23 protein-coding genes are annotated in these 26022 nt (G+C 43.1%); 13 read left to right on the top strand and 10 right to left on the bottom strand.

Annotation, left to right across the window (positions count from 1 at the left end):
• Positions 1-43: 43 nt before the first annotated feature.
• Positions 44-955 carry a bestrophin family protein gene (locus tag FTT98_RS05610; protein WP_078191309.1) on the bottom strand — a complete coding sequence of 304 codons (912 nt, stop codon included), beginning with the start codon at positions 953-955 and terminating at the stop codon, positions 44-46.
• Between the two features lie 75 nt (positions 956-1030).
• Complete coding sequence (radC, locus tag FTT98_RS05605) at positions 1031-1732, bottom strand: DNA repair protein RadC (RefSeq protein WP_180177129.1); 702 nt, start codon at positions 1730-1732, stop codon at positions 1031-1033.
• A gap of 112 nt (positions 1733-1844) precedes the next feature.
• On the opposite strand from radC, the gene coaBC reads away from it, so the two are divergent.
• Both coaBC and FTT98_RS05595 read left to right on the top strand, forming a co-directional pair.
• Entirely contained in the window at positions 1845-3116 is a 1272-nt protein-coding gene (gene coaBC, locus FTT98_RS05600; protein ID WP_180063973.1) for a bifunctional phosphopantothenoylcysteine decarboxylase/phosphopantothenate--cysteine ligase CoaBC, read from the top strand.
• Positions 3117-3505: 389 nt separating this feature from the next.
• Entirely contained in the window at positions 3506-4024 is a 519-nt protein-coding gene (locus FTT98_RS05595; protein ID WP_180026766.1) for an Asp-tRNA(Asn)/Glu-tRNA(Gln) amidotransferase subunit GatC, read from the top strand.
• Positions 4025-4134: 110 nt separating this feature from the next.
• Here the strand turns inward: FTT98_RS05595 and dusA are convergent, their stop codons facing one another.
• Entirely contained in the window at positions 4135-5166 is a 1032-nt protein-coding gene (gene dusA, locus FTT98_RS05590; protein WP_180063972.1) for a tRNA dihydrouridine(20/20a) synthase DusA, read from the bottom strand.
• A gap of 284 nt (positions 5167-5450) precedes the next feature.
• Here dusA and FTT98_RS05585 point away from each other — a divergent pair, with 284 nt between their 5' ends.
• The 3 genes from FTT98_RS05585 to FTT98_RS05575 all read left to right on the top strand — a co-directional run bounded on the left by FTT98_RS05585 (position 5451) and on the right by FTT98_RS05575 (position 8213).
• The gene (locus tag FTT98_RS05585; protein ID WP_180177128.1) at positions 5451-6866 is read left to right on the top strand and encodes a methylenetetrahydrofolate reductase C-terminal domain-containing protein; all 1416 of its coding nucleotides are present in this window, start codon (positions 5451-5453) and stop codon (positions 6864-6866) included.
• 194 nt (positions 6867-7060) lie between these two features.
• Complete coding sequence (locus FTT98_RS05580; protein WP_180010992.1) at positions 7061-7471, top strand: hypothetical protein; 411 nt, start codon at positions 7061-7063, stop codon at positions 7469-7471.
• A 97-nt stretch (positions 7472-7568) separates the two neighbouring features.
• Positions 7569-8213, top strand: a complete 645-nt coding sequence (locus FTT98_RS05575) for a HEPN domain-containing protein (protein ID WP_180022580.1) — start codon at positions 7569-7571, stop codon at positions 8211-8213.
• Between the two features lie 52 nt (positions 8214-8265).
• Here the strand turns inward: FTT98_RS05575 and FTT98_RS05570 are convergent, their stop codons facing one another.
• Both FTT98_RS05570 and FTT98_RS05565 read right to left on the bottom strand, forming a co-directional pair.
• The gene (locus FTT98_RS05570) at positions 8266-9462 is read right to left on the bottom strand and encodes an MFS transporter (protein ID WP_180008993.1); all 1197 of its coding nucleotides are present in this window, start codon (positions 9460-9462) and stop codon (positions 8266-8268) included.
• A gap of 123 nt (positions 9463-9585) precedes the next feature.
• Positions 9586-10503, bottom strand: a complete 918-nt coding sequence (locus FTT98_RS05565; protein WP_180114434.1) for a DMT family transporter — start codon at positions 10501-10503, stop codon at positions 9586-9588.
• 940 nt (positions 10504-11443) lie between these two features.
• Between FTT98_RS05565 and FTT98_RS05560 the strand changes: the two genes are divergently transcribed.
• The 5 genes from FTT98_RS05560 to FTT98_RS05540 all read left to right on the top strand — a co-directional run bounded on the left by FTT98_RS05560 (position 11444) and on the right by FTT98_RS05540 (position 16656).
• Positions 11444-12571: a Re/Si-specific NAD(P)(+) transhydrogenase subunit alpha gene (locus FTT98_RS05560; RefSeq protein WP_111885447.1), complete on the top strand. Its 1128-nt coding sequence runs from the start codon at positions 11444-11446 to the stop codon at positions 12569-12571.
• An 11-nt stretch (positions 12572-12582) separates the two neighbouring features.
• The gene (locus FTT98_RS05555) at positions 12583-12903 is read left to right on the top strand and encodes a proton-translocating transhydrogenase family protein (protein WP_078191287.1); all 321 of its coding nucleotides are present in this window, start codon (positions 12583-12585) and stop codon (positions 12901-12903) included.
• Between the two features lie 3 nt (positions 12904-12906).
• Entirely contained in the window at positions 12907-14361 is a 1455-nt protein-coding gene (locus tag FTT98_RS05550) for an NAD(P)(+) transhydrogenase (Re/Si-specific) subunit beta (RefSeq protein ID WP_078191286.1), read from the top strand.
• A gap of 332 nt (positions 14362-14693) precedes the next feature.
• Positions 14694-16025 (top strand): ammonium transporter, encoded by a 1332-nt coding sequence (locus FTT98_RS05545; RefSeq protein WP_180163292.1) that lies wholly within the window; start codon positions 14694-14696, stop codon positions 16023-16025.
• Between the two features lie 13 nt (positions 16026-16038).
• Positions 16039-16656 carry a hypothetical protein gene (locus FTT98_RS05540; RefSeq protein WP_180177127.1) on the top strand — a complete coding sequence of 206 codons (618 nt, stop codon included), beginning with the start codon at positions 16039-16041 and terminating at the stop codon, positions 16654-16656.
• A 94-nt stretch (positions 16657-16750) separates the two neighbouring features.
• Here FTT98_RS05540 and rsfS read toward each other — a convergent pair whose 3' ends face one another.
• The 5 genes from rsfS to FTT98_RS05515 form a co-directional block, all read right to left on the bottom strand.
• Positions 16751-17152, bottom strand: coding sequence for a ribosome silencing factor (rsfS, locus tag FTT98_RS05535; protein ID WP_078191283.1), 402 nt, complete (start codon positions 17150-17152; stop codon positions 16751-16753).
• 73 nt (positions 17153-17225) lie between these two features.
• Positions 17226-18023, bottom strand: a complete 798-nt coding sequence (locus FTT98_RS05530) for a hydroxypyruvate isomerase family protein (RefSeq protein WP_078191282.1) — start codon at positions 18021-18023, stop codon at positions 17226-17228.
• Positions 18024-18065: 42 nt separating this feature from the next.
• A complete protein-coding gene (locus tag FTT98_RS05525) occupies positions 18066-18935 on the bottom strand; it encodes an NAD(P)-dependent oxidoreductase (RefSeq protein ID WP_180177126.1) in 870 nt (289 codons plus the stop codon).
• Positions 18936-18967: 32 nt separating this feature from the next.
• Positions 18968-19756 carry a crotonase/enoyl-CoA hydratase family protein gene (locus tag FTT98_RS05520; RefSeq protein WP_168378725.1) on the bottom strand — a complete coding sequence of 263 codons (789 nt, stop codon included), beginning with the start codon at positions 19754-19756 and terminating at the stop codon, positions 18968-18970.
• A 111-nt stretch (positions 19757-19867) separates the two neighbouring features.
• Entirely contained in the window at positions 19868-22675 is a 2808-nt protein-coding gene (locus FTT98_RS05515; protein ID WP_180177125.1) for an ATP-binding protein, read from the bottom strand.
• 153 nt (positions 22676-22828) lie between these two features.
• On the opposite strand from FTT98_RS05515, the gene cysM reads away from it, so the two are divergent.
• From cysM to rlmD, 3 genes are read left to right on the top strand one after another with little or no spacing between them, the layout of a single operon-like run.
• Entirely contained in the window at positions 22829-23749 is a 921-nt protein-coding gene (cysM, locus tag FTT98_RS05510) for a cysteine synthase CysM (protein ID WP_180177124.1), read from the top strand.
• A gap of 32 nt (positions 23750-23781) precedes the next feature.
• Positions 23782-24600: a 3'-5' exonuclease gene (locus FTT98_RS05505; protein WP_180177123.1), complete on the top strand. Its 819-nt coding sequence runs from the start codon at positions 23782-23784 to the stop codon at positions 24598-24600.
• 6 nt (positions 24601-24606) lie between these two features.
• Positions 24607-26004, top strand: coding sequence for a 23S rRNA (uracil(1939)-C(5))-methyltransferase RlmD (gene rlmD, locus FTT98_RS05500; protein ID WP_180177122.1), 1398 nt, complete (start codon positions 24607-24609; stop codon positions 26002-26004).
• Positions 26005-26022: the final 18 nt, after the last annotated feature.

Here is a 26022-nt window from a genome sequence, read left to right as displayed (position 1 = left end):
GGATCTGAATGCGATCCGTGCATTCAGGCGAAACGCATACCAATTATAATAAATTATGATCTTTAGCTTGAATCGGTGGTGGGGTGGGTTTTCCTAAAGTTCCAAGAAGTTCAATTTCAATAGTACGCACCATCGAGTCCAATGGAAGGTCATTACTTTGTGTACCAAAGGGCTCTTCAATCTCAGAACTCAGCGCATCTAAGCCTAAAAAGGTATAGGCCAAAATCCCGACCAAAAGGGGGGTCGCAAGGCCTAAAGTAGAACCCAAGCTAAAGGGTAAGACAAAACAGAAAAAATAAACGGTTCGATTCAGCAAGACTGAATACGCAAACGGTAATGGCGTAGTGGCAATACGGTCACAGCCGGTTTGTACGGTGCTGAGCTCCATCACATGCTGATTCATCTGGGTATAAATAATATCTGAAATTTCACCATCTTTAAGCGCTTGCATCAGCTCCCATTGAATCAAACTCAACGTGTACTGCGGTGCATTGGCTTGTTGGTATAGTTGGGTGATGGCATTCGCGCTCATGCCGCTGGTTTCAACCAGTTCTGTGGGATTGGCAGTTTGATGGCGGAGTCGGTCACGTAAAACGTTGGCAAAGACGATCACATGTTGAATCACACGTTCACGACGGCCTTGACTGAGTAAACGGCAGTCACGGTCAAAATGTCGCGCGTTGGCAATCAAAATGCCCCATAAACGCCGAGCTTCCCACCAACGGTCATAGCAGGCTGAGTTTTTAAAGCCCAAGAAAATCGACAGCACGACACCAATTAGGGTAAAGCCGACCAAAGGAAATTCGGTAAAATGGAAGATATCGACATAGGATAAGCCGCCCACAATGGCAGACAGCAACATAACGATCCCGAGCGGCGGTAAAACCTTAGGTAAAATCGTTCCTCGCCAAGAAAATAGCAGTTTAAAAATACTCGGTTGGTCACGGACGATCATGTTCGAATGATAATTTCTAGTTTTAAAAAATTATGATGATCTTCGGGTTTGCTCAAGCACTTGTCAATAACTGTTTCATGCAGATGAGTGTGCTTGGAGCAAGCCATGTTCAGCAAAGGAAAAACTCCCTTCTGTTGAGATAATGCAATGATCGATCAGTCGAATTTCCACCAGCTGACAAGCCTGCTGAATGAGTCGAGTCAATTCAAGATCGGCAGCAGAAGGTTCTGCACGACCGAAAGGATGATTATGTGCAATGACAATACTGCTGGCATGTTCAGAAATGACATAACGCAGCAGTTGATTGATGGAAATTTCACAGGTATTGAGGCTGCCATAAAAAAGTTTTTTAAAGTTTATTTTTCTTAAATGCGCATCTAGACAGAGCACGCCAAAGACTTCTTGACGTTCCGCTAAAAATTCAAAGCGAAGAAAATTTTGTAATTGTTCAGAATGTTGCAAGTGTAAGGCTTCATTTTGAAAATGTTGACTCACATAGCGTTTACCGAGTTCTTTTACCGCCATGAGCTGCGCATATTTACTGTTTCCGATGCCATGAAACTGGCGTAAATCCTCAAGTGAAGCATCCATTAGCGCTTGCAACTGACCAAAATGTTGAATCAGGACTCGTGCAAGTTCGACAGCAGAGTGCTGCTGGGAACCAGAGCGTAGGAAAATAGCCAGTAGCTCAGCATCGGATAAACTTTGTGCGCCTTTTTGAATCAGGCGCTCACGTGGGCGCTCTTGTTCAGGCCAATTTTTAATTGAATTATTCATTATTCTTAGACTTTTTTATTATCAGTCAATCGGCTTTTTCACAGCAGATTGTTGGGTCAGTGCATATTTAATGCTATTGTGAGCGCCACTGCAACAGATAGGTAGCCTGTTCGTGAGCTTTGATTTAAGTGTAATGCCCACAAAAAATATTCTTTTAGGTGTCACTGGTGGTATCGCAGCCTATAAAAGTGCCATTCTTGTCCGTCGATTAAAAGATGCCGGATTTGATGTGCGCGTGGTGATGACTCAAGGCGCGCAAGCCTTTGTGACCCCGCTAACATTTCAGGCGCTTTCAGGCAACCCTGTACATACCGAATTACTCAATCCCGAAGCAGAAGCGGGTATGGGGCATATTGAATTGGCACGTTGGGCTGATTTGGTATTGGTTGCTCCAGCAAGTTGCGACACGCTGGCAAAATTTGCGGCGGGTTTAGCAGATGATCTTCTTTCGACACTTTATCTTGCGACAAAAGCACCCGTCTGGGTTGCCCCTGCGATGAATCAGCAAATGTGGGCAGCCAAAGCGACACAGCGTAATTTAAATACACTGGTTGAAGATGGCGTACATGTGATCATGCCCGATGCCGGTTCTCAAGCCTGTGGAGATGTGGGCTTAGGACGTATGCCTGAGCCAGAAGATTTGGCGGATCAAGTAACGGCCTATTTTCATCAAGCACAGCGAGCTATTGCTGAAAAATTCGGCATGCTTGCAGGCAAACATGTGGCGATTACAGCAGGTCCTACACGCGAGTCGATAGATCCTGTGCGTTATATTTCTAACCACAGCACAGGTAAAATGGGGTTCGCACTGGCAGCGGCTTGTTATGCGGCTGGGGCTAAAGTAACGCTGATCGCAGGACCTGTCAGTTTAGATACGCCAAATGGTGTGCGACGGATTAATGTGCAGTCTGCAATTAAAATGTTAGACACCAGTCTGCAAATGTTGGATGAAGGCTGTGATATTTTTATTGCAACAGCAGCCGTTGCGGATTATCGCGTGGCAGAAGTTGCAGAGCATAAAATCAAAAAAGCTGGCGATGAACTCAATGTGGCTTTAATTAAAAATCCAGATATCGTTGCAACGATTGCGCAGCAGTCAAAACGTCCATTTATGGTTGGATTTGCTGCCGAGACACGCAATGTCGAGGAGTATGCTGCAGGCAAACTTGTGGCGAAAAAACTCGATATGATTGCGTGCAATGATGTCTCACGTAAAGACATTGGCTTTGCTTCAGACGAAAATGCCATGACCGTGTTCTTCGCCGATCAATATCAAATGGAAAAGCGTGATTTAGAGAAAGCGTCAAAACAAGAAATTGCACAGCAATTGGTGGAAGCCATACATGATGCGCTACATCATGAGCCTGAAACGGACGATGAATAATTTCAGTTGATTCCTCAAAATCCCCGCAATGTTCGGGGATTTTTTATGGCGCTTTTTAGATGTTTTGTTTAAGGCTCGTTATTGAAGATATCACAGGGGGACCGGTTTCATATTGAAAATTTGACGGCTAGGAAACTACTACCAAAATGGTCATTTTCAACAAAAATATGTCAGCAAGAGACCAAGGCTGTCAGTGTTTTAAAACAGTAAAAATGCAATTTAAGTGATTGATATCAAAATTAAATATAAAATTGAGAAATCTTGATAATTTGGCTTGTACTGTGTGTTTTATTGGCTATTATGAAGCAAACAATGAGGAATGTTTGGATCGCAATCTGTGATCGGTCCGACTTTTTCATCAAGAATAAATGCATCATGGGGGATGCAATATGTTTCGATGGCTCACCATTTTTTTACTGTTGAGTTTGGCTGGTTGTAGTTATTTTGTCTCGACAGATGAATTATCTCGGCAGATTGAGCAGCAGATGCAGCACGAGTTTGATCAGAATCCAGATTATCGGCAGTACCATTTACGGATTCAAAATATAAAAGTGTTAGAGCGTAAGGGATTAAGCTTTAAGGCTCAGGCGACATTGCAATACGATGGTCAGCCTTATACAGTTTTGGTCGATATTTACAAAGACCTGCAAGGCTATGCATGGAAAATAGATGAAGAACAATTTGCCTTCATTGACGAAGCTGAAATTGCAAAATATCAGGCGCAGTTAGATCAAGAGTTGAATCATTTGGTTGAGGAATTGGAACAGCCAACCGAGGAGGTTGAGCCTGTTACATCGGCGCCTGAGAGCTATGTGGGTTTGCGTGAGGAAGAAGATCCATCAGATTATCAATGGACTGGCTATGATGAGCCTTTTCCCAAGGGGAACATTACGGTCAATAGTCATTGAGTGATGATGTGATTGCTTTGATGATTTGTGACGATGTTGCCAAACACGTACTTTGTGAAGCATGACGCATAAAAAAGCCCGCAAAATAGCGGGCTTTTACTTTTAGAAGATTATTCTTCTAAAACGACTTTCGGATGATCACGTAAATAGTCTTCTGTACGTTGCATTGCATCCTTAATATTTTGGATGGCATTTTCCACATCGGCAAAGGTTTTGGCATTGCCACCACTTAAAGCCTGACGCCATTTTCGAGCACCCGGTAGGTTTTGGAATAAACCTAAAATATGACGGGTAATGATAGAAAGTGGCGCACCTTCTTCCATGCGTTTAGCAATATATGGCAGCATTTGATCGATAATATCGAAACGGTTGGGTAGTTCGAGATCCCAAAGCTGACCGATCTCAGCCAATAAGTACGGGTTGTGATAAGCCTCACGGCCAATCATCACGCCATCAACATGTTGTAAATGTTGCTGTGTTTCAGCAAAGGTTTTCACCCCGCCATTAATTTCGATCAATAAATTTGGACGGTCTTGTTTCAGACGATAAACATCTTCATAACGTAAAGGTGGCACATCACGGTTTTCTTTTGGCGACAAACCTTGCAGCAGGGCAATACGCGCATGCACGATAAAATTGTCACAGCCAGTCTTTGCCACGGTATCGACAAAATGTAGCATTTCTTCATAAGACTGCATGTCATCAATCCCGATGCGGTGTTTCACGGTCACTGGAATATCAACAGCATTTCGCATTTCAGCAATACATTCAGCCACCAAATCAGGCTCTGCCATCAAGCATGCACCAATTTTATTGTTCTGAACGCGGTCACTCGGACAGCCGACATTGAGGTTTACTTCATCATAGCCCCAGTCCTGTGCCATCTTGGTACAGGTCGCTAAATCTTTGGGATTTGAACCACCAAGCTGTAACACAATCGGGTGTTCTTCGTTGTTATAGTCCAAATGACGATTCGCACCGCCAAATAATATCGCACCTGTGGTGACCATCTCGGTGTAGAGAATCACATTAGGGTTAAACAAGCGTGCAAAGAAACGATAGTCACGAGTCGTCCAATCCATCATTGGCGCAACACTAATTCGTGGTTGAAGTTTATTTTCAATGGGTTGGAGATCAGTCATTAAAAAAACACGCCTTAAAAGAACAAGATGGAAGAACGAAATGGAAAATGGTGAAGAAATACCAAAAGCTGTCTGAAATACGATGAAAAAAACCGCATTTCAAGACGCGCGCAATATTAGCATAAATTGTGGTTTGGGGCATGGTCTTGCTAGCGTGACATATTCAAGGTCAGGCTAGAAAAAGTCGGAAGTGTGGCTTAAGTAATTTAAATTTTTATGTGATTAATCTATAATTTTATAAACTTTATTGTATGGTTTCTCAGCAGATTTAACTGCCTGCCTTTATGTCTTTATTTTCCCAATATCTATTGCAACGCCAGTTTTGTATCTCGTTTGAATATCTAACGACGCAAAAAACGCATCTGGTCCCAACGACATTTGCAGGCTTTCCTGTGTGCATGACATTGGCTGACCGAGTACAAAGTGACACGGATATTGCTCCTTTAGAAGCAATGCAAGACTACCCTCAAAGCATTGAAAAAATTCTGCATTATTCGGGGAAAGGTCGAGATATCTCAGATTTTCAAACTTTTCTGAAAGATGCTCAGCAGCACGGGGTAGAGAATTTACTTTTGCTCAGTGGTGATAAACTCAAGCAGCATCAGGATGGGGCAAATGATCCGACTCTACGGAGCCGTTATTTAGAGTCGGTCAATCAAGTCATGGCAGCCAAAGACTATGGCGGGTTTTATTTAGGGGTAGCATTTAATCCTTTTAAATATGCAGAAGCAGAAAAGGATGCGCAGTATTTTAAACTGAATAAAAAAATTCAAGCTGGCGCTGACTATGTGATTACACAGTTGGGCTTTGACATGGATGTGTTGAGCAGTTACCAACGCTATATGCAGCAATATTATCCACGTGTGCCTGTATTGGCTTGTGTCATGCCGCTGACATTTGCCCGTGCCCGCTTTATGGCCAAGCAAAAAGTCGCAGGCATCGTGCTTTCAGCAGATGTATTGAATTTTTTGCAACAAGAACAGCAAACTGACGCCATACAAGCTGAACAAAATGTCTATGCACGCTGCGCTTTACAAATTTTAATGTGTCAGCATTTGGGCTATGCAGGGGTTCATTTATCAGCTTGCCATAAAGTGGAAGAGCAAGAGAAGTTGCAAAAAGCAATTCTGCAATTTGCCACATTAACGTTTGAACAATGTTTAGCAAAATGGAAAATGCTTTGGCGCTCTAGTGTTGAGGTGAACTTCCAACCGACGGGCGCAAATAACCATAAGGCTCCAGTTGAACAGGTTTTGAAATATAAAAGTATGCATGTCATGCATGAGTTATTTTTTAGTTCAAAACTGGCCAAAGGGGCGGGATCTTATATTTTTTCGGCCAAATTATGGCAAAAACCGAAAGCTGATGCGGCCTTGCTGAAAACAGAATTTATCAGTAAACATGGCATCGTGGGCTGTGAAAATTGCGGACAATGTCGTTTAGGTGAAACCTTATATATTTGTCCTGAAACCTGTCCCAAAGGATTAGCCAATGGACCCTGTGGTGGCTCCAACCTTGACCGCTGTGAGTTTGAAGACCGTGAGTGTATACACTCGGTCAAAGCGCGTTTGGCGAAAGCCGTCGGTCAAGAAAAAATGCTGAAGCAAGAGCTCATCCCTACCGTTGCAATTGAAACTCGCCATAGTAGCTCTTGGAAAAACTGGTTTGTTCCACCGAATTCGTCACCAACAAAACAATAATTAACTTAAAGCATTATTCAGTCTGAAACCTTCATAAATGTGAATCTTTCAAGCGCTAATCATTCTAAAAATCAGACGAATAGTCGTATAAAAAAATGAAAAAGATGAAAGAAACAATTAAGATCAACAGCAGATGAAAATCAAAAATCAAGAATTAAAAATAGAAATTTGAAGAATTTGGGGAATACCACATGATGAAAAAGACCTGCTTAGGAATAGCTTTAGTTTTCACATTGTCAGGCACAACAGGCTGTTCAGTTGTCATGGCAAGTAAGCAGCCAAACAAGAAAAATACCGAAATGATTCAACAAGGGCTGTCTCGTAACTTGGTGATTGCTGAATTTGGCGCACCGATCACCTCTGAATATAAAAATGGCAAACGCCATGAAATTTATACCTTTACCCAAGGTTATTCGACTGCCAGTAAAGTGGGGCGTGCGTTTTGGCATGGTGCGGCAGATGTGGCGACTGTGGGTTTATGGGAGCTTTTCGGAACACCTGCCGAATCCGTTTTTAATGGAAAGAAAATGTCTTATGAATTGATTTTTGATGAAAATGGTCTTTTAGAACGTTATACCTATCTCACACAAGATGAGACCAAATAGTTGAATACAGAGATATTTTGATTGCATGCCGGTAAACAATTGCGCTAAGTTCAAATGGTAGAAAAATAAACGAATTATCCATTGGAATTTAGCAGGCATGATGCTACTTGAAGAAATATTTAAAAGTAAAAAGTCGGAACATACCGACCAATTTAATTTACGCATTCATCGAGGTTTAAGTTGGCTGAAAAAGTCAATTGATCTTCAAGATGATCTCGATTTGCAATTTATAAGTTTGTGGGTGTCCTTCAACGCAATATATGCGCAAGACTTACAGATTGCGCAGGACAAGCAAAGCTTAAGGCAGTTTTTATATGTGATCTGCCAAAAGGATGCAGAGCATAAAATCTACAATATTTTATGGGAACGTTTTAGTCAGCCGATACGGTTGTTTTTGGATAATCCCTATGTTTATCAGGGATTTTGGGATTATCAAAATCAAAAAATTAGCCATGACGCATGCAAAGAGGGCTTGGCGCATGAAAAACAAAAAGTACTGCACGCGCTTAAAGAAAAAGATTCCGTTGATATTTTAATGGTGCTGTTCAATCGCATGTATACGCTACGCAATCAAATGGTTCATGGCGGCGCGACCTATAAAAGTTCGGTCAATCGGAAACAGCTTCAAGACGGCTGCACAATACTGTTGGCACTCTTACCGGTGTTTATGGTGATTCTTTTGGAAAATGCAGAAACCTTGGATTTAGGCAAACCCTTTTATCCTGTGGTGCAGGTCAGTTAATTTGTAAAAATAAAGCCACTTATTGTGGCTTTATTGCGGTGATGAATACTTCTCATTGTGGATATTTTAGTTGCCGCGAAGTATAGAGTTGATCGATCAATACAAAAAAACCAGAAGCAATCACTAAGGCAATTCCTGTCATGCAGGTGGTGGTCCAGCCGCCATGATGCCATGCAAATACGCCCAAAGCTGAACCACATGCACCACCGACAAAATAAAAAGTCATGTAAATTGAATTGATTCGAGAGCGTGCAATCGGGTTGAGTTGGAAAATAATATTTTGATTACAGCTATGCACCATTGCCAAACCTAGATTGATTAAACCATAGCCCAAAATATAAAAAGCTATAGATGATCCACCCAAATACAGCAGTCCCCAACTGAGGGCCAAGATGCTGCAACCGAGCCAAGTTAATTTTCGGTTGAAACCCAAATCCGCCCAACGCCCAATCCACTGTGTCGATAGGGCACCAAATACACCAACTAAAGTCACAACACCGACCCAAACATCGGCCAATTGAAAAGGTGGCTCAGTCAGTAACATGGCAATGGTGGAAAACAGCATACTCATCGCGGCAAAGACACAGCCTCCAATTAGAGAACGGAAAATTAACCGTGGCTCATGTTTGAGTAATGCGCCCATTGACTGGAAAACTTGGCTGTAGGGCATCCGTGTGATGCTGACCACGGGCAGACGTTTTTTGAGTAAGAGTGCTAATACCAACATCAAGAGCGCACTGAGGATGTAAATCGATTTCCAATGAAACAGATAGGACAATAAGCCAGAGAGACTGGTCGATAACAGAATGCCGACCAATAACCCACTCATTAAAAAGCCAACAACTGCCCCAATTTTTTCAGGTCGTATCGCAACAGTGACCAAAGGGATAAGAACCTGAGCAGCCACTGAAAATAGCCCCGTGATAATGGTTCCTGCCCAAAGCATGTATAGATTGGTCGAAAAAGCACAGAGGGCTAAACCGACAGTCGCACCAAGCATGAGTAATGGAATAAATTTGGCTTTATTCACAATATCGCCAATCGGCACAATAAACAGTAGACCCAAAGCATAAGAAATTTGCGCAAAGGTGACGGTTAGCGCAACTTCAGATTGTGGAATTTGAAAGCTCTGTTGGATAGAAGCCACTAAAGGTTGGCAATAATAATTGGCACCCGCACATAAACCACATGCAGCAGCCATAAGCCACAACAGGGTTTTATCATGGCTAATGTCGATCGAGGCTTTCATAAATTGTCCAGATATTGGGCGGAAGCGTATGCAAAGAATTTGCTGCCACGCTGTTGTGGTCACTATAAGGAAAATCAAACAGGTCTTAAAGTGTTTCTCTGTGAATTGTATCCACGCACGCGTTTAGGATTTCTTACTGAGACTGATCATCAAGACACCCAGCATATTCAGACCGCAACCGACCCATTGCCATAGGTTTAAATGTTCATTCAACAACGCGACAGCCAGTAAAATCGTTAAAATGGGCCCGATAGAGGCAATCATGGCCGATTGTGCAGCCCCAAGTCGGACGATACTTTGCATCATTAAAATGGTTGGAAGCACGGTAACCAATAGTCCGAGCGCTAAACCATACAGCCAGACTTGACTCGGGAGTTGTTGGAGCAAGGCAATGGGCTGTGGTGTTGCAAATAGAAAATGAATAATCGTCCCAACGCAGGCAATGCTCAGGGCTAGACCGGTAAAGTGTAAAGAACCAAACTTTTGCATGAGGCCTGGCGTGAGTAATAAATAAATCGCAAATAACACGGCGCTGGCAAAAACCAAACTACATCCGAGCCAAAAGTACTGATCATGTGGTGTGGCATTTTGTTCTTGTAGCATCACTAACACTGTCCCGCCATAACTTAAAATCAGGGCAAGGATGGTTTTAAAACTTAGTGGCTTTTTGAATAAAACAGCGGAAGCCAGTACGGTTAATGTGGGATACAGGAAAAGTATAATTCGTTCAAGCGAAGCACTGATATACATCAAGCCACGGAAGTCGAGCCAGCTCGAAAAGTAATAGCCGATTAATCCTGAAATGAGCAAGAGCACCCAATCTTTTCGTTGAATCGTTTGATAAGAACGTCGACTCAGCCATGCAATGACCAAGAAAAACGGCAATGCACTCATCATGCGTAAAGCCATGAGGACAGTGGCATCGACAAGAGGAGAAAGTGCATAGGCTTGCTTAATAAAGATCGCTTTGGTACTAAACAAGAAGGCAGCAATCAGCGCAAAAATTGCACCGATGAAGTGCGGACTAAGGTTTCTTGACATAAGTTAAGGTGTGCCTCATGACGACTGAACGAATTCGACAGCATTGATCCGATAAGTTTGAACTATCATTTTGATTATAAAAAATGCATCGTGTGAGTAAAAATGTAAAAAAAGAATAGTACTTATTCCTTTATGCATAAGGGATTGCTAGATCAAACATGAAAAACAGTGGAAGAAATGACCAATTTGGTTTTGAGATTTTTTAATCTCAACATGACTCGGCAGGTCAAATATATCAGGCTGAAACATTTAAGGTGAAAATTGCACACAAATGGTGCAATAGTGTTTTTTGGGGATAGAAAGTCAGTAGCGATATCATGATGCTAAATATTCAAAAAATTATTTTTTTAGCTAAAAAAGTCAATTCTAAGTTAAGGCGAAGCATCAGGTGGGGAGAGCAAGATCTCAATAAACCCGAAACGTGCGCAAAAATCCATCGAATATTCAAGCTGACCGATTTGACGAGACTCTGGCAGAAAAAAGTCAGTTTTCAATGCAGGTCAGCACGTCAAAACTGTCAAATGAGTCAACGAGCTGATGCAGTCTGAATGAAATAGCGGCTTTACCTGACTTAAGTCGATTTTTCACGACACGTTAAGGTCATTAGTTGTCGAATGAAAATGTCACAATGATCAACGCACTGAAACAATCAGCACTAAAACCAGCGAAATTATTTATTTTTTTGGTCTTAAGTAATATTAAAAAGTTATAAATAGGATAAAAATGAGTAATAAATCGACAAATAAAACTGAATAAATGAAATATCGCACTATTCTTTTCATGAATCATGAGTTCAAAATATGGGTATTTATTAAATAAATATTGGGTAGTATTTTAAAAAAGTTCAATTAGAATCCAAAAATTGTACAAAAACACATCCTGAGGGGAGACATCGCGGATTGCGATGTTTACTTAAGAAAAATTAGCTTGAGGAACGCTCATGCAGATCGGAATTCCAGCCGAAACTGTTGTCGGTGAAAATCGCGTCGCTGCGACGCCTGAAACAGTAAAGAAGTTGATCAGCGCTGGTCATAGCGTCGTTATTGAACGTGGAGCAGGGGTAAACGCTGCTTACATCGATAGTGCCTATGAACAAGTTGGTGCCAAAATTACGGATGATGCCTATACCGGTAGTCAAATGATTTTGAAAGTTCGTGCGCCTAAAGGTGACGAAATTCAAAAACTCACAGCGGGTACCACCGTTGTGGGCATGTTTGACCCTTACCGCAACACCGAACTTGACCAATTTGCGTCACAAAACGTGTCTGCATTTGCATTGGAACTTTTGCCACGAACCCTATCTCGTGCGCAAAACATGGACGTACTTTCATCTCAAGCCAACCTTTCAGGTTATAAATCTGTGCTTTTGGCTGCGGCAGAATATCAACGTATGTTCCCAATGTTGATGACAGCAGCAGGTACAGTAAAACCTGCACGTGTGGTGATCATGGGCGTAGGTGTTGCAGGCTTACAAGCCATTGCAACAGCGAAACGTTTAGGTGCCGTAGTTGAAGCAACTGACTTACGTCCTACAGCACGTGACCAAGTTGAATCTTTGGGTGGTAAATGGTTAGACGTACCAATGTCACCAGAAGAGCAACAAAAAGCAGCCGATGCTGCGAAAAATGGTTATGGCTGGATGCCGGGTGAAGACTACATTCGTGACCAAGCGATTATTGTTGATAAAGCCGTATCGAATGCTGACATCGTGATTACGACTGCATTATTGCCGGGTCGTGATGCACCACGTTTAATCAAAGCAGAAACCGTTGCCAAAATGAAACCGGGCTCAATCATTCTAGATATGGCGGTTGAAACTGGCGGTAACGTTGAAGGTTCTGTTTGCGGCGAAAATGTTGTGACTGCAAATGGCGTGAAAATTCTCGGTATTCCAAATATTCCTTCAACAGTTTCGACTGAAGCGTCGGCACTGTATGCACGTAACGTTTTGAATTTCATTGAAACCCTGTTTGATAGCGAAAAGAACTTCGCAATTAACCCTGAAGAAGAAATTCAAAAAGCACTACTTGTCACTCATGGCGGCCAAGTGCTGCTAAAACGTGGTTAAGGAGAATCATCATGGTTGAAACGATTACTATTTTTGTCTTGGCAATCTTTGTTGGTTACTACGTGGTTTGGGGGGTAACACCTGCGCTACACACACCATTAATGGCTGTAACCAATGCTTTGTCATCGATCATTATCGTTGGTGCGATGATTCAAACCGTTGGTATCCCAGGTATTGTGGATGCAAGCGTACAGTTCCAAAGCATTAACGTAGTGAGTATTTTAGGTGCGATTGCCGTTTTCCTAGCAAGTATCAACATTTTTGGTGGCTTTGCGGTGACTGCACGTATGCTTGAAATGTTCAAACCTAAGCAAAAGAAAAAAGAGGGTTAATCCATGGAATTCATTAAAGAATATGCGGATTGGTTCTACCTGATTGGTGCCGTTCTTTTTATCTTAACGTTGCGTGGTTTGTCTGGTCCAAAAACTGCGATTCAAGGTAACCGTTATGGCATGATCGCAATGGCGATTGCTGTAATCACCACATTCTTTGTCGCAGATCATCCGGTGATTTGGATGATTGTGGGTGCAATGGTATTGGGTGCAGTTGTAGGTATTGCACGTGCAAAAACAGTTCCAATGACGCAAATGCCTGAAACTGTGGCACTGATGCACTCATTGGTCGGTTTGGCTGCGGTACTGATTGCGATCGCTGCGATTCTACATAACAACCAATTGACTGCGGCATTCGCGGAGAATGAAGCGGTATTAACAGCAGCGGGTGTAGAACATGCCCACATGAGCAAAGTTCATTTATTTGAATTGTTTGTAGGCTGTTTCGTTGGTGCGATTACATTCACAGCGTCGGTATTTGCTTACGGTAAATTGGCTGCGAAGAAATGGGCAAAAACCATTTCAGGTGGATGGGTAAAACCTGTTCAAGCCTTAATTTTCCTTGCGATGTTGGCGTGTGGTATCTACTTCTTTACCACAGGCAACATGAACGCATTCTGGGCAATGACTGTTCTTGCACTTGCATTTGGTTGGGTATGGATTGCGCCAGTAGGCGGTGGTGATATGCCAGTGGTGGTATCGTTACTAAACTCGTTCTCAGGTTGGGCAGCAGCAGGGATTGGTTTCACGCTTGAAAACAACATGCTGATTGTTGCAGGTTCACTGGTTGGTTCATCGGGTGCAATTCTGTCTTACATCATGTGTAAAGCCATGAACCGTTCAATCATCAACGTTTTGTTTGGTGGTGCAATGGGTGGTACAGCAGTAGCGGCGGCGGATAATGGTGAAAAAGCACAGCGTAATCACCGTTCAGGTTCTGCAGACGATGCTGGCTTCTTGATGTCAAATGCGGACAGCGTGGTGATCGTACCGGGTTATGGTATGGCGCAAGGTCGTGCACAAAATGCCGTGAAAGAATTGTGTGAAATCTTAAAAGAGCAAGGTGTAAAAGTTCGTTTTGCGATTCACCCAGTGGCAGGTCGTATGCCGGGTCACATGAACGTACTTTTAGCTGAAGCTGACGTTGCATATGAAGACATTCTTGAAATGGATGAGATCAACTCAGACTTCCCAGCAACTGATGTAGTACTGGTGATTGGTGCGAATGACGTTGTGAACCCAGCGGCAAAAGACGATCCAAGTTCTCCAATTTACGGTATGCCAATCCTTGAAGCGCATAAAGCACGTACTATTATGGTGATCAAACGTTCTATGGCTACAGGCTACGCAGGTCTAGATAATGACTTGTTCTATAACGATAAAACGATGATGATCTTCGGTGATGCGAAGAAAGTTGTGGAAGATATGACAAAAGCCATTAATGGCGGCGGTCATTAATCCATATTGCCAAAGTCCCGCTGTGATAAAGCGGGACTGAGGAAGATTTAAAACCACCTTCGGGTGGTTTTTTGTTTTGTTCGCTTTTGATTAATTGATGTTTCACACTAAAAGTGCACAAATATTTAGCGCATCAGGTGCTTGAATCAAATTGATGCGTATTTTGAAACCAAGGTGCAGATTGATGCGCTGTTTTGTTTCATTAAATTCGATCTCAGTGATTCAAAATATTGTCGCGAACTGGTTTTGTGACGCAATGCATTGAAAAATAATTAATTGTCTGAAATTTGGTATTCTTTTTGCACAGCATGGTTATTCTTGGGGGAATAATCATGAAAAAAACATACTTGATGGCACTGTTTCTGAGTGTCCTGACATCGACTGCATGGGCAGTCGACCCGCAAATCGCCAGTAATATTCAAGACATTCGTATTTCGCTCGACAGTATTTGGGTGGTACTGGGTGGCATCTTGGTGTTCTTTATGCAAGCCGGATTTGCCATGATCGAAAGTGGTTCAGTTCGCAGTAAAAACACCGTGAACGTACTCATGAAAAACTACATGGATGCCTGCTTGGGTGGTCTGGTGTTCTGGTTGGTGGGTTTTGGTCTGATGTTTGGGGTAAATACCACGGGCTGGTTTGGCTTAAGTCATTTTGCACCCGATCAACTGGATGATTGGCACTGGAACCTTCTATTTTTCCAAATGATGTTTGCTGCAACGGCAACCACTATTGCCAGTGGTGCAATGGCGGAGCGGATTCATTTTGTGGCTTATGTGGTGAGTGCGGCCGTTGTCTCAGGTCTGATTTATCCTGTCTTTGGTAGTTGGGCATGGGGCAGTTTATTTGGTGGAGACGGTTGGTTAAAAGCACTCGGGTTTATCGACTTTGCTGGTTCGACCGTGGTGCATTCGATGGGCGGCTGGGTGGCTTTAGCGGGCATTATCGTACTGGGTCCACGTTTGGGTCGATTTGGACGTAATGGGCAAAGCCATTATTTACCGGGGCATAACTTACCTTTAGTGGCATTAGGCGGTTTTATTTTATGGTTAGCATGGTTTGGTTTTAATGCAGGCTCGACCATTAATGCCAATGTCAGCGTAGGACGTATTGCTTTAAATACGCATCTTGCAGCGTGTGCTGCCGCGGTTGCATATATGTTGCTCTGCCTCATCCGATCTAAAGCCATTTTGATCCGCAGCACGATCAATGCCTCACTGGGTGGTTTAGTTGCCATTACGGCAGGCTGTGCAACGATGTCTCCACTCTATGCAGTCATCACCGGTTTATGTGCAGGTGTTATGGTGACCTTCCTGCCAATGCTCATGGAAAAAATGAAACTGGATGATGTGGTGGATGCGGTGACGGTACATGGTTTCTGTGGTGCATGGGGAACATTGGCAGCAGGGATCTTCCTTGAAAATAATATGTTTAATGGCGATGTCATCGCGATACAAGGGCTTGGGGTGATTGCAGCCTTTTTATGGGGCTTTGGCGTTGCGTTCATTGTATTTAAGGTCTTGGATCAATTGTTGGGTGGCTTACGGGTGAGTAAGCAACATGAACAACGGGGTTTGGACTATACCGAGCATGCTGAATTGTCTTATCCCGAGTTTCAAAAAGATGTGACTTTTGAAACGGATGATATGACTAAACGTCATTAACAAGAGTAAAGCAATGAGCACCGAACTGTTAAATTTGGCACAACGCCGCGAAGCTTTAGAAAAAGGCTTACAACATTTTATTCATGGGACGTTACTCGACAGTGCGCTACGGCACTGGGAGCAGCAGTACAGCATGAAACCATCATTTGTATTGAATCGCTTCTTAAATGATATCTGTACCACAGAGGAGCTTCGCTTTTATCGTAAAGATATGCTGAAGCAAGTTTTGTATGAGTTATCTACCTTGGAAAAGCAGGAACTGTTAAGGGGTGAAAAACCGCAGGAGCAGGAGCAAGACGACGAGCCCATTGCAGAGACCATTAGCGACGCTTTTTTAGGCTTTATCGAGTCAGTCATGCTGACGGTGAAATCTACAGATCAGGCTGATTTCACCCAAGATGTGATTGAGCAATTAGAAGAAATCGGGCTGGCAATTGCGGCAAATGCACAAATAAATACGGCGAGTTTTGTCGAGTTTTTGCCCTTGACCAGTTATGCCAAAGTTTTAACGAGCATTTATGAAGTGTATTGTGACTTTTATGGCCCGATGCGTGCAGACCAAGTTTATGCACAAACCAAGCTGAAAATTAAAGCCAATTATCCTGAGGTGGATTTACATCAACTGGTTTAGTGCCGGGGGGAAACACCATGAAGCTGATAGTCCTTGGTGTATAAAATCAAGGGATAAAAAAAGCGACCTAATTAGGTCGCTTTTTTCTGGAAGCTTAAGCTACAGTTTCTGGAGCTGTACGCCATAAGCTTTCTAAATCATAGAATTTACGTGCTGTAGGTAACATCACATGTACCACTACAAAACCGAGATCAATCAGGATCCATTCTGCATCACGTTCGCCTTCAACACCGATAGGGCGGAATCCAGCTTTACGTGCTTCTTCTGCCACGTTGTCTGCAAGAGACTTAATGTGACGAGTTGAAGTACCGCTCGCAATAACAATCGCATCTGCTACGTTGCTGATAGTGCTGATATCAAGTTCAATAATATCTTTGGCTTTTACATCTTCAAGTGCTTCACGTACAACAGCTAAGCAAGCTTGTACGTCTTTGATTTGCGTTGATTTTGCGAGATCGAGAGAATTAGAAGCGCTGGGCGATGGTTCTAAATTCATAGAGGGTATGATTTCCTGACAATTTTACATGGTCTAATATAGCGGTTTTGTTGCTGAATTTCAAATCAACACGTCATTGGCCATTGGCTAAATGAGGGAAGTATTTGTCTTTCCACGCAAAAGAATGTGATGAGTTGCTTCGTGGTCGGTATTCAGCCGCGATGTAACCTGTATATTGGCTTTGATCTAACCATTTAAAAATCTCTGCAAATGGAATCTGCGCTGAGTCAGGTTCATGTCGCCCCGGACAGTCAGCAAACTGTATGTGACCGATATCCTGAATATTTTCTGCCAAAGTACTGAGAATATCTTCACCCATCATCGCCATGTGGTAGCAGTCATATTGCATCTTCAAAGTAGAGTGTTGTACAGCTTCAAGCATTTCCTGAGCTTGGGCAATATTTTGGACCAAAAAGCGCGGCATATCAGTGCCATTAATCATTTCAAATACCGGTTGAATATGATGTTCGGACAACATGTGGCATGCCAGTTTAAGGTTGCTTGACAAGGTATTTAAACATGGGAGTAAGTCTGCATCTTGGGGCTGTTTGCCGGCTAAAATATTGACACTCGGTACATTTAACGCAGTGGCATAGCGAATACATTGCTCTAAGGCCTGATGAAATTGATTTTCACGCCCCGGAACTCCCGCAAGACCATCGCCGCCTTGCATCAAATCACCCGCAGGGACATTAATTAAACACAGGCTTAAATCATTGATAGTGAGCTGGGTTTGGATTTGCTCAATACTCAGCTCATACGGAAACTGAATTTCTACATGCTTAAAACCATGTTCACGAGCCAAAGCAAAACGCTCTAACAACGGCACTTCGGTAAAAATCATGGATAAATTAACCGCGAGCTGAGTCATGTATATCGTCCTTGAAGCAATTTACTTCTAAAGTGAAAGTCGTTAGTTTTGTTCGACATGTTGAATGATGGTGGCTAAATCTTTTTCTGCAAAACCATTGTCCTGATGGGCTTTGAGTTGCGATAAAGCAAGGCTGGCAACAGGGATGCTTAATTCAAACTGGGCAGCCAGTTGGACTGCATTATTCAGGTCTTTAGATAAAGTTTGAACTTTCCATTGCACGGGCTCGAACTGATGCGTTGCCATACGTGGAGTTAAAATCTGAAAAGGCTTTGAGTCTGCAAATCCACCAGCAAGTGCTGGTGCTAATAACGTGGTGTCTACACCTGATTTCTCGGCTAATGCGACGGCTTCTGCGATTAACGTGCTATTGGCAGCGACGATCAGCTGATTACAAATTTTGGTGGCTTGACCTGTACCTGAGTCGCCCATGCGGGTAACACGTTGTGATAAAACATTGTAGATCAGACTCAAATCTTGAATCGTTTGAGCATCACCACCGGCAAAGATGACCAAAGTGCCTTGCTCAGCGCCTGCTGTGCCCCCCGAAACAGGAGAGTCAATCCAAGTGACTTGTTTCAACGTTGCAGCATGAGCCAATTGATGAGTTTGATTCACAGAAAGACTCGAGAAGTCGACAATAATTTGTCCTGCCGCTAAATGATTTTCGATGCTTGCATACACCGCGGCAACAACAGCATCATCTGCGAGACAAGATAAAACCACAGGATAATGGGCAATATTCTCCAATTGAAGCGCTGTCGCGCCAATCGCAATCAACTCATCACACGCAGCGGCAGTTCTGTTCCACACCGCAACTTCAAATCCTGCCTGAATGAGGCGCGTGGCCATGCGGCTACCCATCAGCCCCATACCTAGAAATGCAATTTTTGTATTACGATCAAACGCCATGTGCTGTACTCAATCTATCCTGTGTGACTATTTTACTTATATTGGCGTGGTAAAAACTGAACCTCTGGGTTCTTGTCTTTTTTACGTGCCAATTGGCTGTTTTTGCCGAGCAGTAATTTAAATTGCCAGATTTTTTCTAAACGTAAAGATCGTTTTGGACTATGTTCCATGGCATCTAGCACTTGTTTTGCTGCTGCCAAGGCATCTGGTGAACGTTGTGATAATTCTTCGGCTAACTGCTGCGCTTGAAGCAAAGGCTGTTCATTTAAATGCGTCACTAAGCCAATATCCTTGGCATATTCTGCGTCAAAAATACGTGCTGTTAAGGTTAATTCTTTGGCTAAATCCAGTCCAATCACACCTTTGAGCGAGCGAGTTAAGCCCATATCAGGGACTAAACCCCAACGACTTTCCATAATCGACATTTGCGTTTTCGGGTGGGCAATACGGATATCGGCAGCCAAGGCAAGTTGCATGCCTGCACCAAAACAAAAGCCTTCAAGTGCGGCAATCACCGGCACAGGAAGTTGTTGCCAAATCAGAAAGGCTTTTTGAAATAAACTTTGACCGGGCTTTAACAGTTCCCACGCGGCGTAGGCACGATTTTTCGGATCATTCAGGTCAGCCAAATCAATGCCAGCACTAAATACATTGGCTTCACCCGTTAAAATGACACAGCGTAAGCTACGATCTTTTTTTAATTTTTCAGCGGTGCTGACCAATTCTTTGAGCAATGCAAAGCTCATTGCATTACGTTTTTCTGGACGGTTTAAGTAAACCGTTGCAATGCCATTATTTTTTTCTACACGTAATAAAGCCATGGTAATTACTCTTGTTGTTTCTGCGCCCGAGCATAGCATGCACCCTGACAGGATACATGACAGTGCAGTCACAACAGAAGCTGGACGGCACTGACTTTAGTCGGACTGCGCTTAATTATTTTGTTTGGCTAAGATTTGTTGAGCCGCGTGTTCAACTTGTGCCATGACATTTTTTAACTCATCAAAACGGTTCAGGGTTTCTTGGACAAAAGCGTCATCCGCTTTACGGCGTTCCTTACGTAAGGTCGATACAAATTGCTCAAATTGACCTGAAACCTCTTGGAGGGTTGGAGCACCCACATAGCGGGTTGCGCCATAAAGACGATGTAGCACATGCTCTAATTGTGGGAAATCTTCATCTTCGATGAGCTGTGCCATTTCATGGATTTCTTGCTCAAAGCTATCGACGAGCATTTTCAGTAAATCGACTGCAAGGTCTTCTTTATTCGCGGCCAACTGCAAGCTTTGCTGCCAATCTAAAATACTCGGCTCTAGGGCTTCAATCACTGAACTGCGCTCTAAAACCGGCACTTTCTTAAAGTTATCGGTAGTCCATTGGGTCAAGATTTGAATAATTTGATCCATTTGAATGGGCTTGGTGACATAGTCATCCATACCGCTTTGTAGAAGCTTTTGCTTTTCATCGGAGAGCGCATGTGCCGTCAAAGCGATGATAGGAAGGCGCTTATGATTTTCAAAGGTTGACTCAAGTGAACGAATAGCACGCGTGGTATCGACACCTGACATCACTGGCATTTGAATATCCATAAAGATGAGGTCAAAAGCTGCCAAACCTTGCTCTTGGCGAGCTTGAATGATTTCAATGGCTTCTTGTCCACTCAAAGCCTTGGTGGTTTTCACATTCAGCTCAGAGAGCAGGGCTTCAAGCACAATCAGGTTTGGTAAATGGTCGTCGACAGCCAAAATGTGCAGACCTTGACCATTAAATTCTTCATGTTGCTCTTGATCAAACCACGGCTCATTACTCAACAACTGAATCAGCGCTGTACGGCTGAGCGGTTGATGTAATGGACGGGCACGGTACTCGTTCAACATGTTTGGATCGAGCATCATTTGGTAGCCATAAACCGCTAAGTTACCGCTATAACGATGACGAATTTCTTTAAGTAAAGCTTCAGAGTCGCCGCTATGGTCAACAATTAACCAAGTATTTTCATTGGTTTTTAGCTGATTGAGTCGACTAAATAAATCTAGGATCGACTGCGTTTCAATATGTTCAACATCATAATTTTCTAAGTAATGACGCAGGACATTGGCGGTTGCTGGATGTGCTAAGTAGGAAACGACTTGTAGATTGCTAAATTGTGGATGCACAATTTCAATTTCTTCATCGACCATAAAGCGCGCAGTAAACCAGAAGGTTGAACCTTTTTCTGTTGGGGCACGTTCTTGGTTATCTTCAAAACCAATTTGTCCATGCATTAGGCTGACCAATTGCTTGGAAATGGCAAGGCCTAAACCTGTACCACCAAATTGGCGGGTCACAGATGCATCACCTTGCGAGAAGGATTCAAACAGTTTCTTACGGTCAGTACCACTTAGGCCGATACCACTGTCTTGGACACTAAAGTGCAGCAGACATTGACCGATGTCATCGTGCTCCATACGGACACGGACAATAATTTCACCATCAGGAGTGAATTTAATTGCATTTGAGATTAAGTTGGTCAAAATTTGCTTGAAGCGTAGAGCATCACCGACCACAAATTTCGGCACATTGTCCGCATAGTAGAAGGTCATATCGATGTGTTTTTGTGCTGCCAATGGCGACAACATATCCATCACATCAAAGACGGCTTCTTCTAAGTCGAATTGCGCAGTTTCGAGTTCTAGTTTGCCTGCATCGATTTTGGAGAAATCAAGCACGTCATTAATTAAAGCCAATAAATGCGCAGAAGATTTACGAATCGTTTGTAGATATAAATTTTGTTCATTACTGAGGTTGCCTTGGCGCAGTAAAAGATGAATAAAGCCATCAATACTGTTCAGCGGTGTGCGCAGTTCATGGGAAATATTGGCCAAAAACACTGATTTTGATTGGTTGGCTTGAATTGCTTGGTCACGTGCTTGACGGTAGGTAATATTTTGCACTTCTAAAGTATCAAGCGTGCGTCTTAAGTCATCTTCCGTTTGTTCGGTATGTTCACGTAGCTCTAAGAAACTGAAATGTAAACGTTTAACCACGTTAGCTATATCACGCTGTAATAACCGGAGTTCTCCAGTACTGTTAATGATCATGTGCTGATCTAGAGTGTCGGCATTTAAACGTTGTAACTGCATGCGAATTTCGTACATTGGTGCGATCCAACGACGTGAATAAAAATTCAAACACAGCAAAAGTAATAGGAGCGTCAATAAGCCTGTTGCAATCAACACGATTAACACGCGATAGCGGGCAATTTGCAGCGGTTGATTGTCCAGTTCAATGCTTAACCATGCTGGGGTCTGGGTTGAGTCTGAAATTTTCAGGGCATAAATATGGTTGCCCTGATGTGCAATCGGTCCGATAAAAGACGCTTTACTGTCAAAAGCAGGCCAAATATCTTGATCTTGAAAGCCAATGCTCAGGCGGTTGTTGCCTTTGAGATCTAAAATCGCGGCACGAATCAAATGTTTTTCGTTCAACATGCTTTGCATGGCGTTGCGAGCTTGATCAAACTGCCACGGATAATGGTTGAGCAACTCTATAGCCGATTCTGATGTCGGTTGATAGCGCGTCAGAATCGCAACAGCCATTTGTCTTTGTTGTGCTTTGGCTGCATTGGAGGTTTCTGTTATTACCAACATCGCACCGACACAGGCCAAAATGGTGATCGGCACAAAAATAAGTGCAATCAACTGACCATAGGCATGATTTAAGTGTAGGCGTTTAAAAAGCTTTTTGTTGATATTTGACATGGTTTAAGCAGTTTATTCCTTATGCCCCGAATATTAGCATGGATTATTTAAAACTGATTGCGCTTTAATCACTTTCGCGAAAAAGCGAGGCAAATGGGTGCAGGCAAAGGCATTTTTTCATACAATAGGCGCACCTCGATATAGGTGTGAATAATGAGTAATACAACCCCTGATTTTCAAGCAGACGATTTTTTATTAGACCATTACGTCGGCAACACGCCGTTAGTGCGTTTACAGCGTCTGGCAAGTCATACTCAAGCAACAGTATTAGCCAAGTTAGAAGGCAATAACCCAGCGGGTTCGGTCAAAGATCGCCCTGCATATAACATGATTATGCAAGCGGAAAAGCGTGGTCAGATTAAACCGGGTGATACGTTGATTGAAGCGACGAGCGGAAACACAGGGATTGCTTTAGCTATGGTTGCAGCAATGCGTGGCTATAAAATGACCTTGATCATGCCTGCAAGTTCTAGCCAAGAGCGTAAAGATGCCATGCGTGCCTACGGTGCTGAACTGATCGAATCAGAAAACATGGAAGAAGCACGTGATCTTGCCCTTCAAATGGAAAAAGACGGCAAAGGTTTAGTCCTAAACCAGTTTGGTAACCCGGACAATGTGGAAGCACATTACCTTACTACTGGGCCTGAAATTTGGAAACAAACAGGCGGTAAAATTACACATTTAGTCAGCTCAATGGGAACCACCGGGACCATTATGGGGATTTCGAAATATTTAAAAGAACAAAATCCGGATATTCAAATTGTTGGTTTACAACCGTCTGAAGGCTCAAACATTGCTGGTATTCGCCGTTGGCCACAAGAATATCTTCCTACGATTTTTGATCCTTCACGTGTCGATCGTATTATGGATATTCCACAAATTGAAGCGGAAAAAACGGCTCGTCGTTTAGCACGTACAGAAGGTATCAGTGCAGGTACCTCATCGGGTGGTGCGGTATGGGCTTCAGTTAAATTGGCTGAAGAAAATCCGAATGCCGTGATTGTTTGCATCGTATGTGACCGTGGTGACCGATACTTGTCTACTGGTCTATTCTCTGTTGTTGATCCTGAATAATTACAGTGGCCAATTGGCACTGGTGAGTACTTATGCGTTTACCTGTTTTAATTTTTGATATCGAAACACTGACAGATTTGAAGTCAGGTGCGCATTTGTATGGACTGGATCTGCCTGAGGTGGATCTAGATGCTGCGCTGACTAAACTGCGTCGCCAAGAGGCGGGCACGGATTTTCAGCGTTTGGCCTTGCATGAAATTGTCTGTATCTCTGGACTATGGATTGATGAAAAGGGCATGAAGTTGTTTTCATTTAGCCGTGAAGACAATAGCGAAGCTGAAATTTTAAAAAAATTCGTTTCTATTTTTGAAAAGCGTCATCCGACCTTGGTCAGTTGGAACGGTTCGCAGTTTGATTTGCCTGTAATTTTGTTCCGTGCCATGTATCACGGACTATCTGCACCAAGTTTGTTCGATCAGGGAGAGATTGATACGCAAAAGCGCTATAATAACTACCAGAATCGTTATCATCATCGTCATGTAGATTTGATGGATGTCATGGCCATATTCCATGGTCGTCATTTTCAAAAGCTCGACGATGCAGCACATTTACTTGGTTTCCCCGGTAAACGTGGTGATGGTGGCTACCATGTGCCTGAATATGTACGTGAACAACAGTGGACGGAACTGACCAGCTACTGTGAAGGCGATGTGCTCAATACATGGTTGATTTATTTACGCTGGCTGTTGCTGAAAGGACAGTTATTGTTGAATGATCATCAGCACCTGATTCAAAGTACGATTCAATATTTACAAACTCAGCCGCAACACGCTGACTTTTTATTGGTATGGCAGCAAACCTCGCAGCGTACCGAATTCACTCAATCTGATTTCCCATCTTCCACACATTAGGTACGCATGAAACACAAAGCCAAACCCCAAAAAGCCCAACAACCCATTTATACATTTCAGGTTGAATCGCTTTCACATGAGGGGCGAGGCATAGCGCACTTTGGCACGCATCCAGATCATCCTGCAGAAAAACACGGTAAGAAAGTCTTTATCCGTTATGCCTTGCCGGGTGAAACCGTGCGTGCGCGTATTACCAATGTCGTTAAGCGCCTTGAAGAAGCAGACAGTCTGGAGTTGCTGAGTGAAGAGTCTACACTACGAGTAAAACCGGCCTGCCCACATTATGGGGTCTGCGGTGGTTGTAGCATGCAACATATCCATCCCGACGAGCAAATTCGTTTAAAACAAGATGTTTTACAATCACATTTGCAACATTTTGCTGGGATACAACCTGATCAATGGTTAGCTCCTTTACGTTCATTGCGTGAAGATTACCGTCGTAAAGCGCGTATCGGTGTGCGTTACTTACCTGCAAAAGATAAGCTCGTGGTCGGCTTTCGTGAAAGCCAGTCAAATAAACTGACTTCGATTGACCGTTGTATGGTGTTGGATCGTGAGTTTGGCTCCATCACCACACTCAAACAACTGTTACAAGGTTTGCAAGGTAAAGCAGATATTGGGCATATGGAACTGGCCATGGGAGATCAAGAAATTGCTCTCCTGATTCGTCATACGGCGGAACTTTGCGCGGAAGATGTCAACCAATTAGTAAAATTTGCGTTACATAAAGAGTGGCAACTGTACTTACAACCTGAGGGACCGGACAGCTTACATCGTGTGGATCATCCCGATACACCGATGCGTCTGCACTATGGTCTAAGTGACTTTGGTGTGGAATTTGGCTTTAATCCTCAGGACTTCACGCAAGTGAATTCCACGATTAATCCGCAAATGGTGAAACTGGCATGTGAATTGCTTCAGTTACAACAGGGTGAGCGAGTTCTAGATCTGTTTTGTGGCTTAGGAAACTTTTCTTTACCACTTGCTCAATGTGTGGGTTCAACGGGTCAAGTCGTTGCAGTTGAAGGGAGTGAAGAAATGGTTCAGCGTGGTGCAGAAAATGCACAAAACAATGGCCTTTCGCAACTGAAATTTTATTCACAAGATTTAACAAAAGATTTTTCGCATCATTCTTGGGCAAAACAAGGATTTGATGCATTATTGATAGACCCACCACGTTCTGGTGCAGAAGAAATAATGCGTTATGTGCCCAAATTTGGTGCAAAAAGAATCGTTTATGTGTCATGTAATCCTGCAACACTAGCACGCGATGCTGGAATGCTGGTACAACAAGGCTACCGTTTGAAAAAAGCGGGTGTCATGGACATGTTTACCCATACAGGGCATGTCGAATCGATTGCTTTGTTCGAAAAAGAAAATCAGATAAACGATCAAAAGTTATGAAGCGTAGAAAACTAGGAG

Origin of the sequence: Acinetobacter sp. YH12039 (genome assembly GCF_013420015.1) — a bacterium.
Lineage (GTDB): Bacteria > Pseudomonadota > Gammaproteobacteria > Pseudomonadales > Moraxellaceae > Acinetobacter > Acinetobacter amyesii.
Note: the sequence above shows the minus strand (reverse complement) of the source record. Positions and strands in the feature narration are given on the sequence as shown.

Bases quoted from the DNA above. Each gene is read 5' to 3' on its own strand.
- FTT98_RS05610 (WP_078191309.1), bottom strand. From the start codon at position 955: ATGATCGTCCGTGACCAACCGAGTATTTTTAAACTGCTATTTTCTTGG.
- radC (WP_180177129.1), bottom strand. From the start codon at position 1,732: ATGAATAATTCAATTAAAAATTGGCCTGAACAAGAGCGCCCACGTGAG.
- FTT98_RS05595 (WP_180026766.1), top strand. From the start codon at position 3,506: ATGTTTCGATGGCTCACCATTTTTTTACTGTTGAGTTTGGCTGGTTGT.
- dusA (WP_180063972.1), bottom strand. From the start codon at position 5,166: ATGACTGATCTCCAACCCATTGAAAATAAACTTCAACCACGAATTAGT.
- FTT98_RS05585 (WP_180177128.1), top strand. From the start codon at position 5,451: ATGTCTTTATTTTCCCAATATCTATTGCAACGCCAGTTTTGTATCTCG.
- FTT98_RS05580 (WP_180010992.1), top strand. From the start codon at position 7,061: ATGAAAAAGACCTGCTTAGGAATAGCTTTAGTTTTCACATTGTCAGGC.
- FTT98_RS05575 (WP_180022580.1), top strand. From the start codon at position 7,569: ATGATGCTACTTGAAGAAATATTTAAAAGTAAAAAGTCGGAACATACC.
- FTT98_RS05570 (WP_180008993.1), bottom strand. From the start codon at position 9,462: ATGAAAGCCTCGATCGACATTAGCCATGATAAAACCCTGTTGTGGCTT.
- FTT98_RS05565 (WP_180114434.1), bottom strand. From the start codon at position 10,503: ATGTCAAGAAACCTTAGTCCGCACTTCATCGGTGCAATTTTTGCGCTG.
- FTT98_RS05560 (WP_111885447.1), top strand. From the start codon at position 11,444: ATGCAGATCGGAATTCCAGCCGAAACTGTTGTCGGTGAAAATCGCGTC.
- FTT98_RS05555 (WP_078191287.1), top strand. From the start codon at position 12,583: ATGGTTGAAACGATTACTATTTTTGTCTTGGCAATCTTTGTTGGTTAC.
- FTT98_RS05550 (WP_078191286.1), top strand. From the start codon at position 12,907: ATGGAATTCATTAAAGAATATGCGGATTGGTTCTACCTGATTGGTGCC.
- FTT98_RS05545 (WP_180163292.1), top strand. From the start codon at position 14,694: ATGAAAAAAACATACTTGATGGCACTGTTTCTGAGTGTCCTGACATCG.
- FTT98_RS05540 (WP_180177127.1), top strand. From the start codon at position 16,039: ATGAGCACCGAACTGTTAAATTTGGCACAACGCCGCGAAGCTTTAGAA.
- rsfS (WP_078191283.1), bottom strand. From the start codon at position 17,152: ATGAATTTAGAACCATCGCCCAGCGCTTCTAATTCTCTCGATCTCGCA.
- FTT98_RS05530 (WP_078191282.1), bottom strand. From the start codon at position 18,023: ATGACTCAGCTCGCGGTTAATTTATCCATGATTTTTACCGAAGTGCCG.
- FTT98_RS05525 (WP_180177126.1), bottom strand. From the start codon at position 18,935: ATGGCGTTTGATCGTAATACAAAAATTGCATTTCTAGGTATGGGGCTG.
- FTT98_RS05520 (WP_168378725.1), bottom strand. From the start codon at position 19,756: ATGGCTTTATTACGTGTAGAAAAAAATAATGGCATTGCAACGGTTTAC.
- FTT98_RS05515 (WP_180177125.1), bottom strand. From the start codon at position 22,675: ATGTCAAATATCAACAAAAAGCTTTTTAAACGCCTACACTTAAATCAT.
- cysM (WP_180177124.1), top strand. From the start codon at position 22,829: ATGAGTAATACAACCCCTGATTTTCAAGCAGACGATTTTTTATTAGAC.
- FTT98_RS05505 (WP_180177123.1), top strand. From the start codon at position 23,782: ATGCGTTTACCTGTTTTAATTTTTGATATCGAAACACTGACAGATTTG.
- rlmD (WP_180177122.1), top strand. From the start codon at position 24,607: ATGAAACACAAAGCCAAACCCCAAAAAGCCCAACAACCCATTTATACA.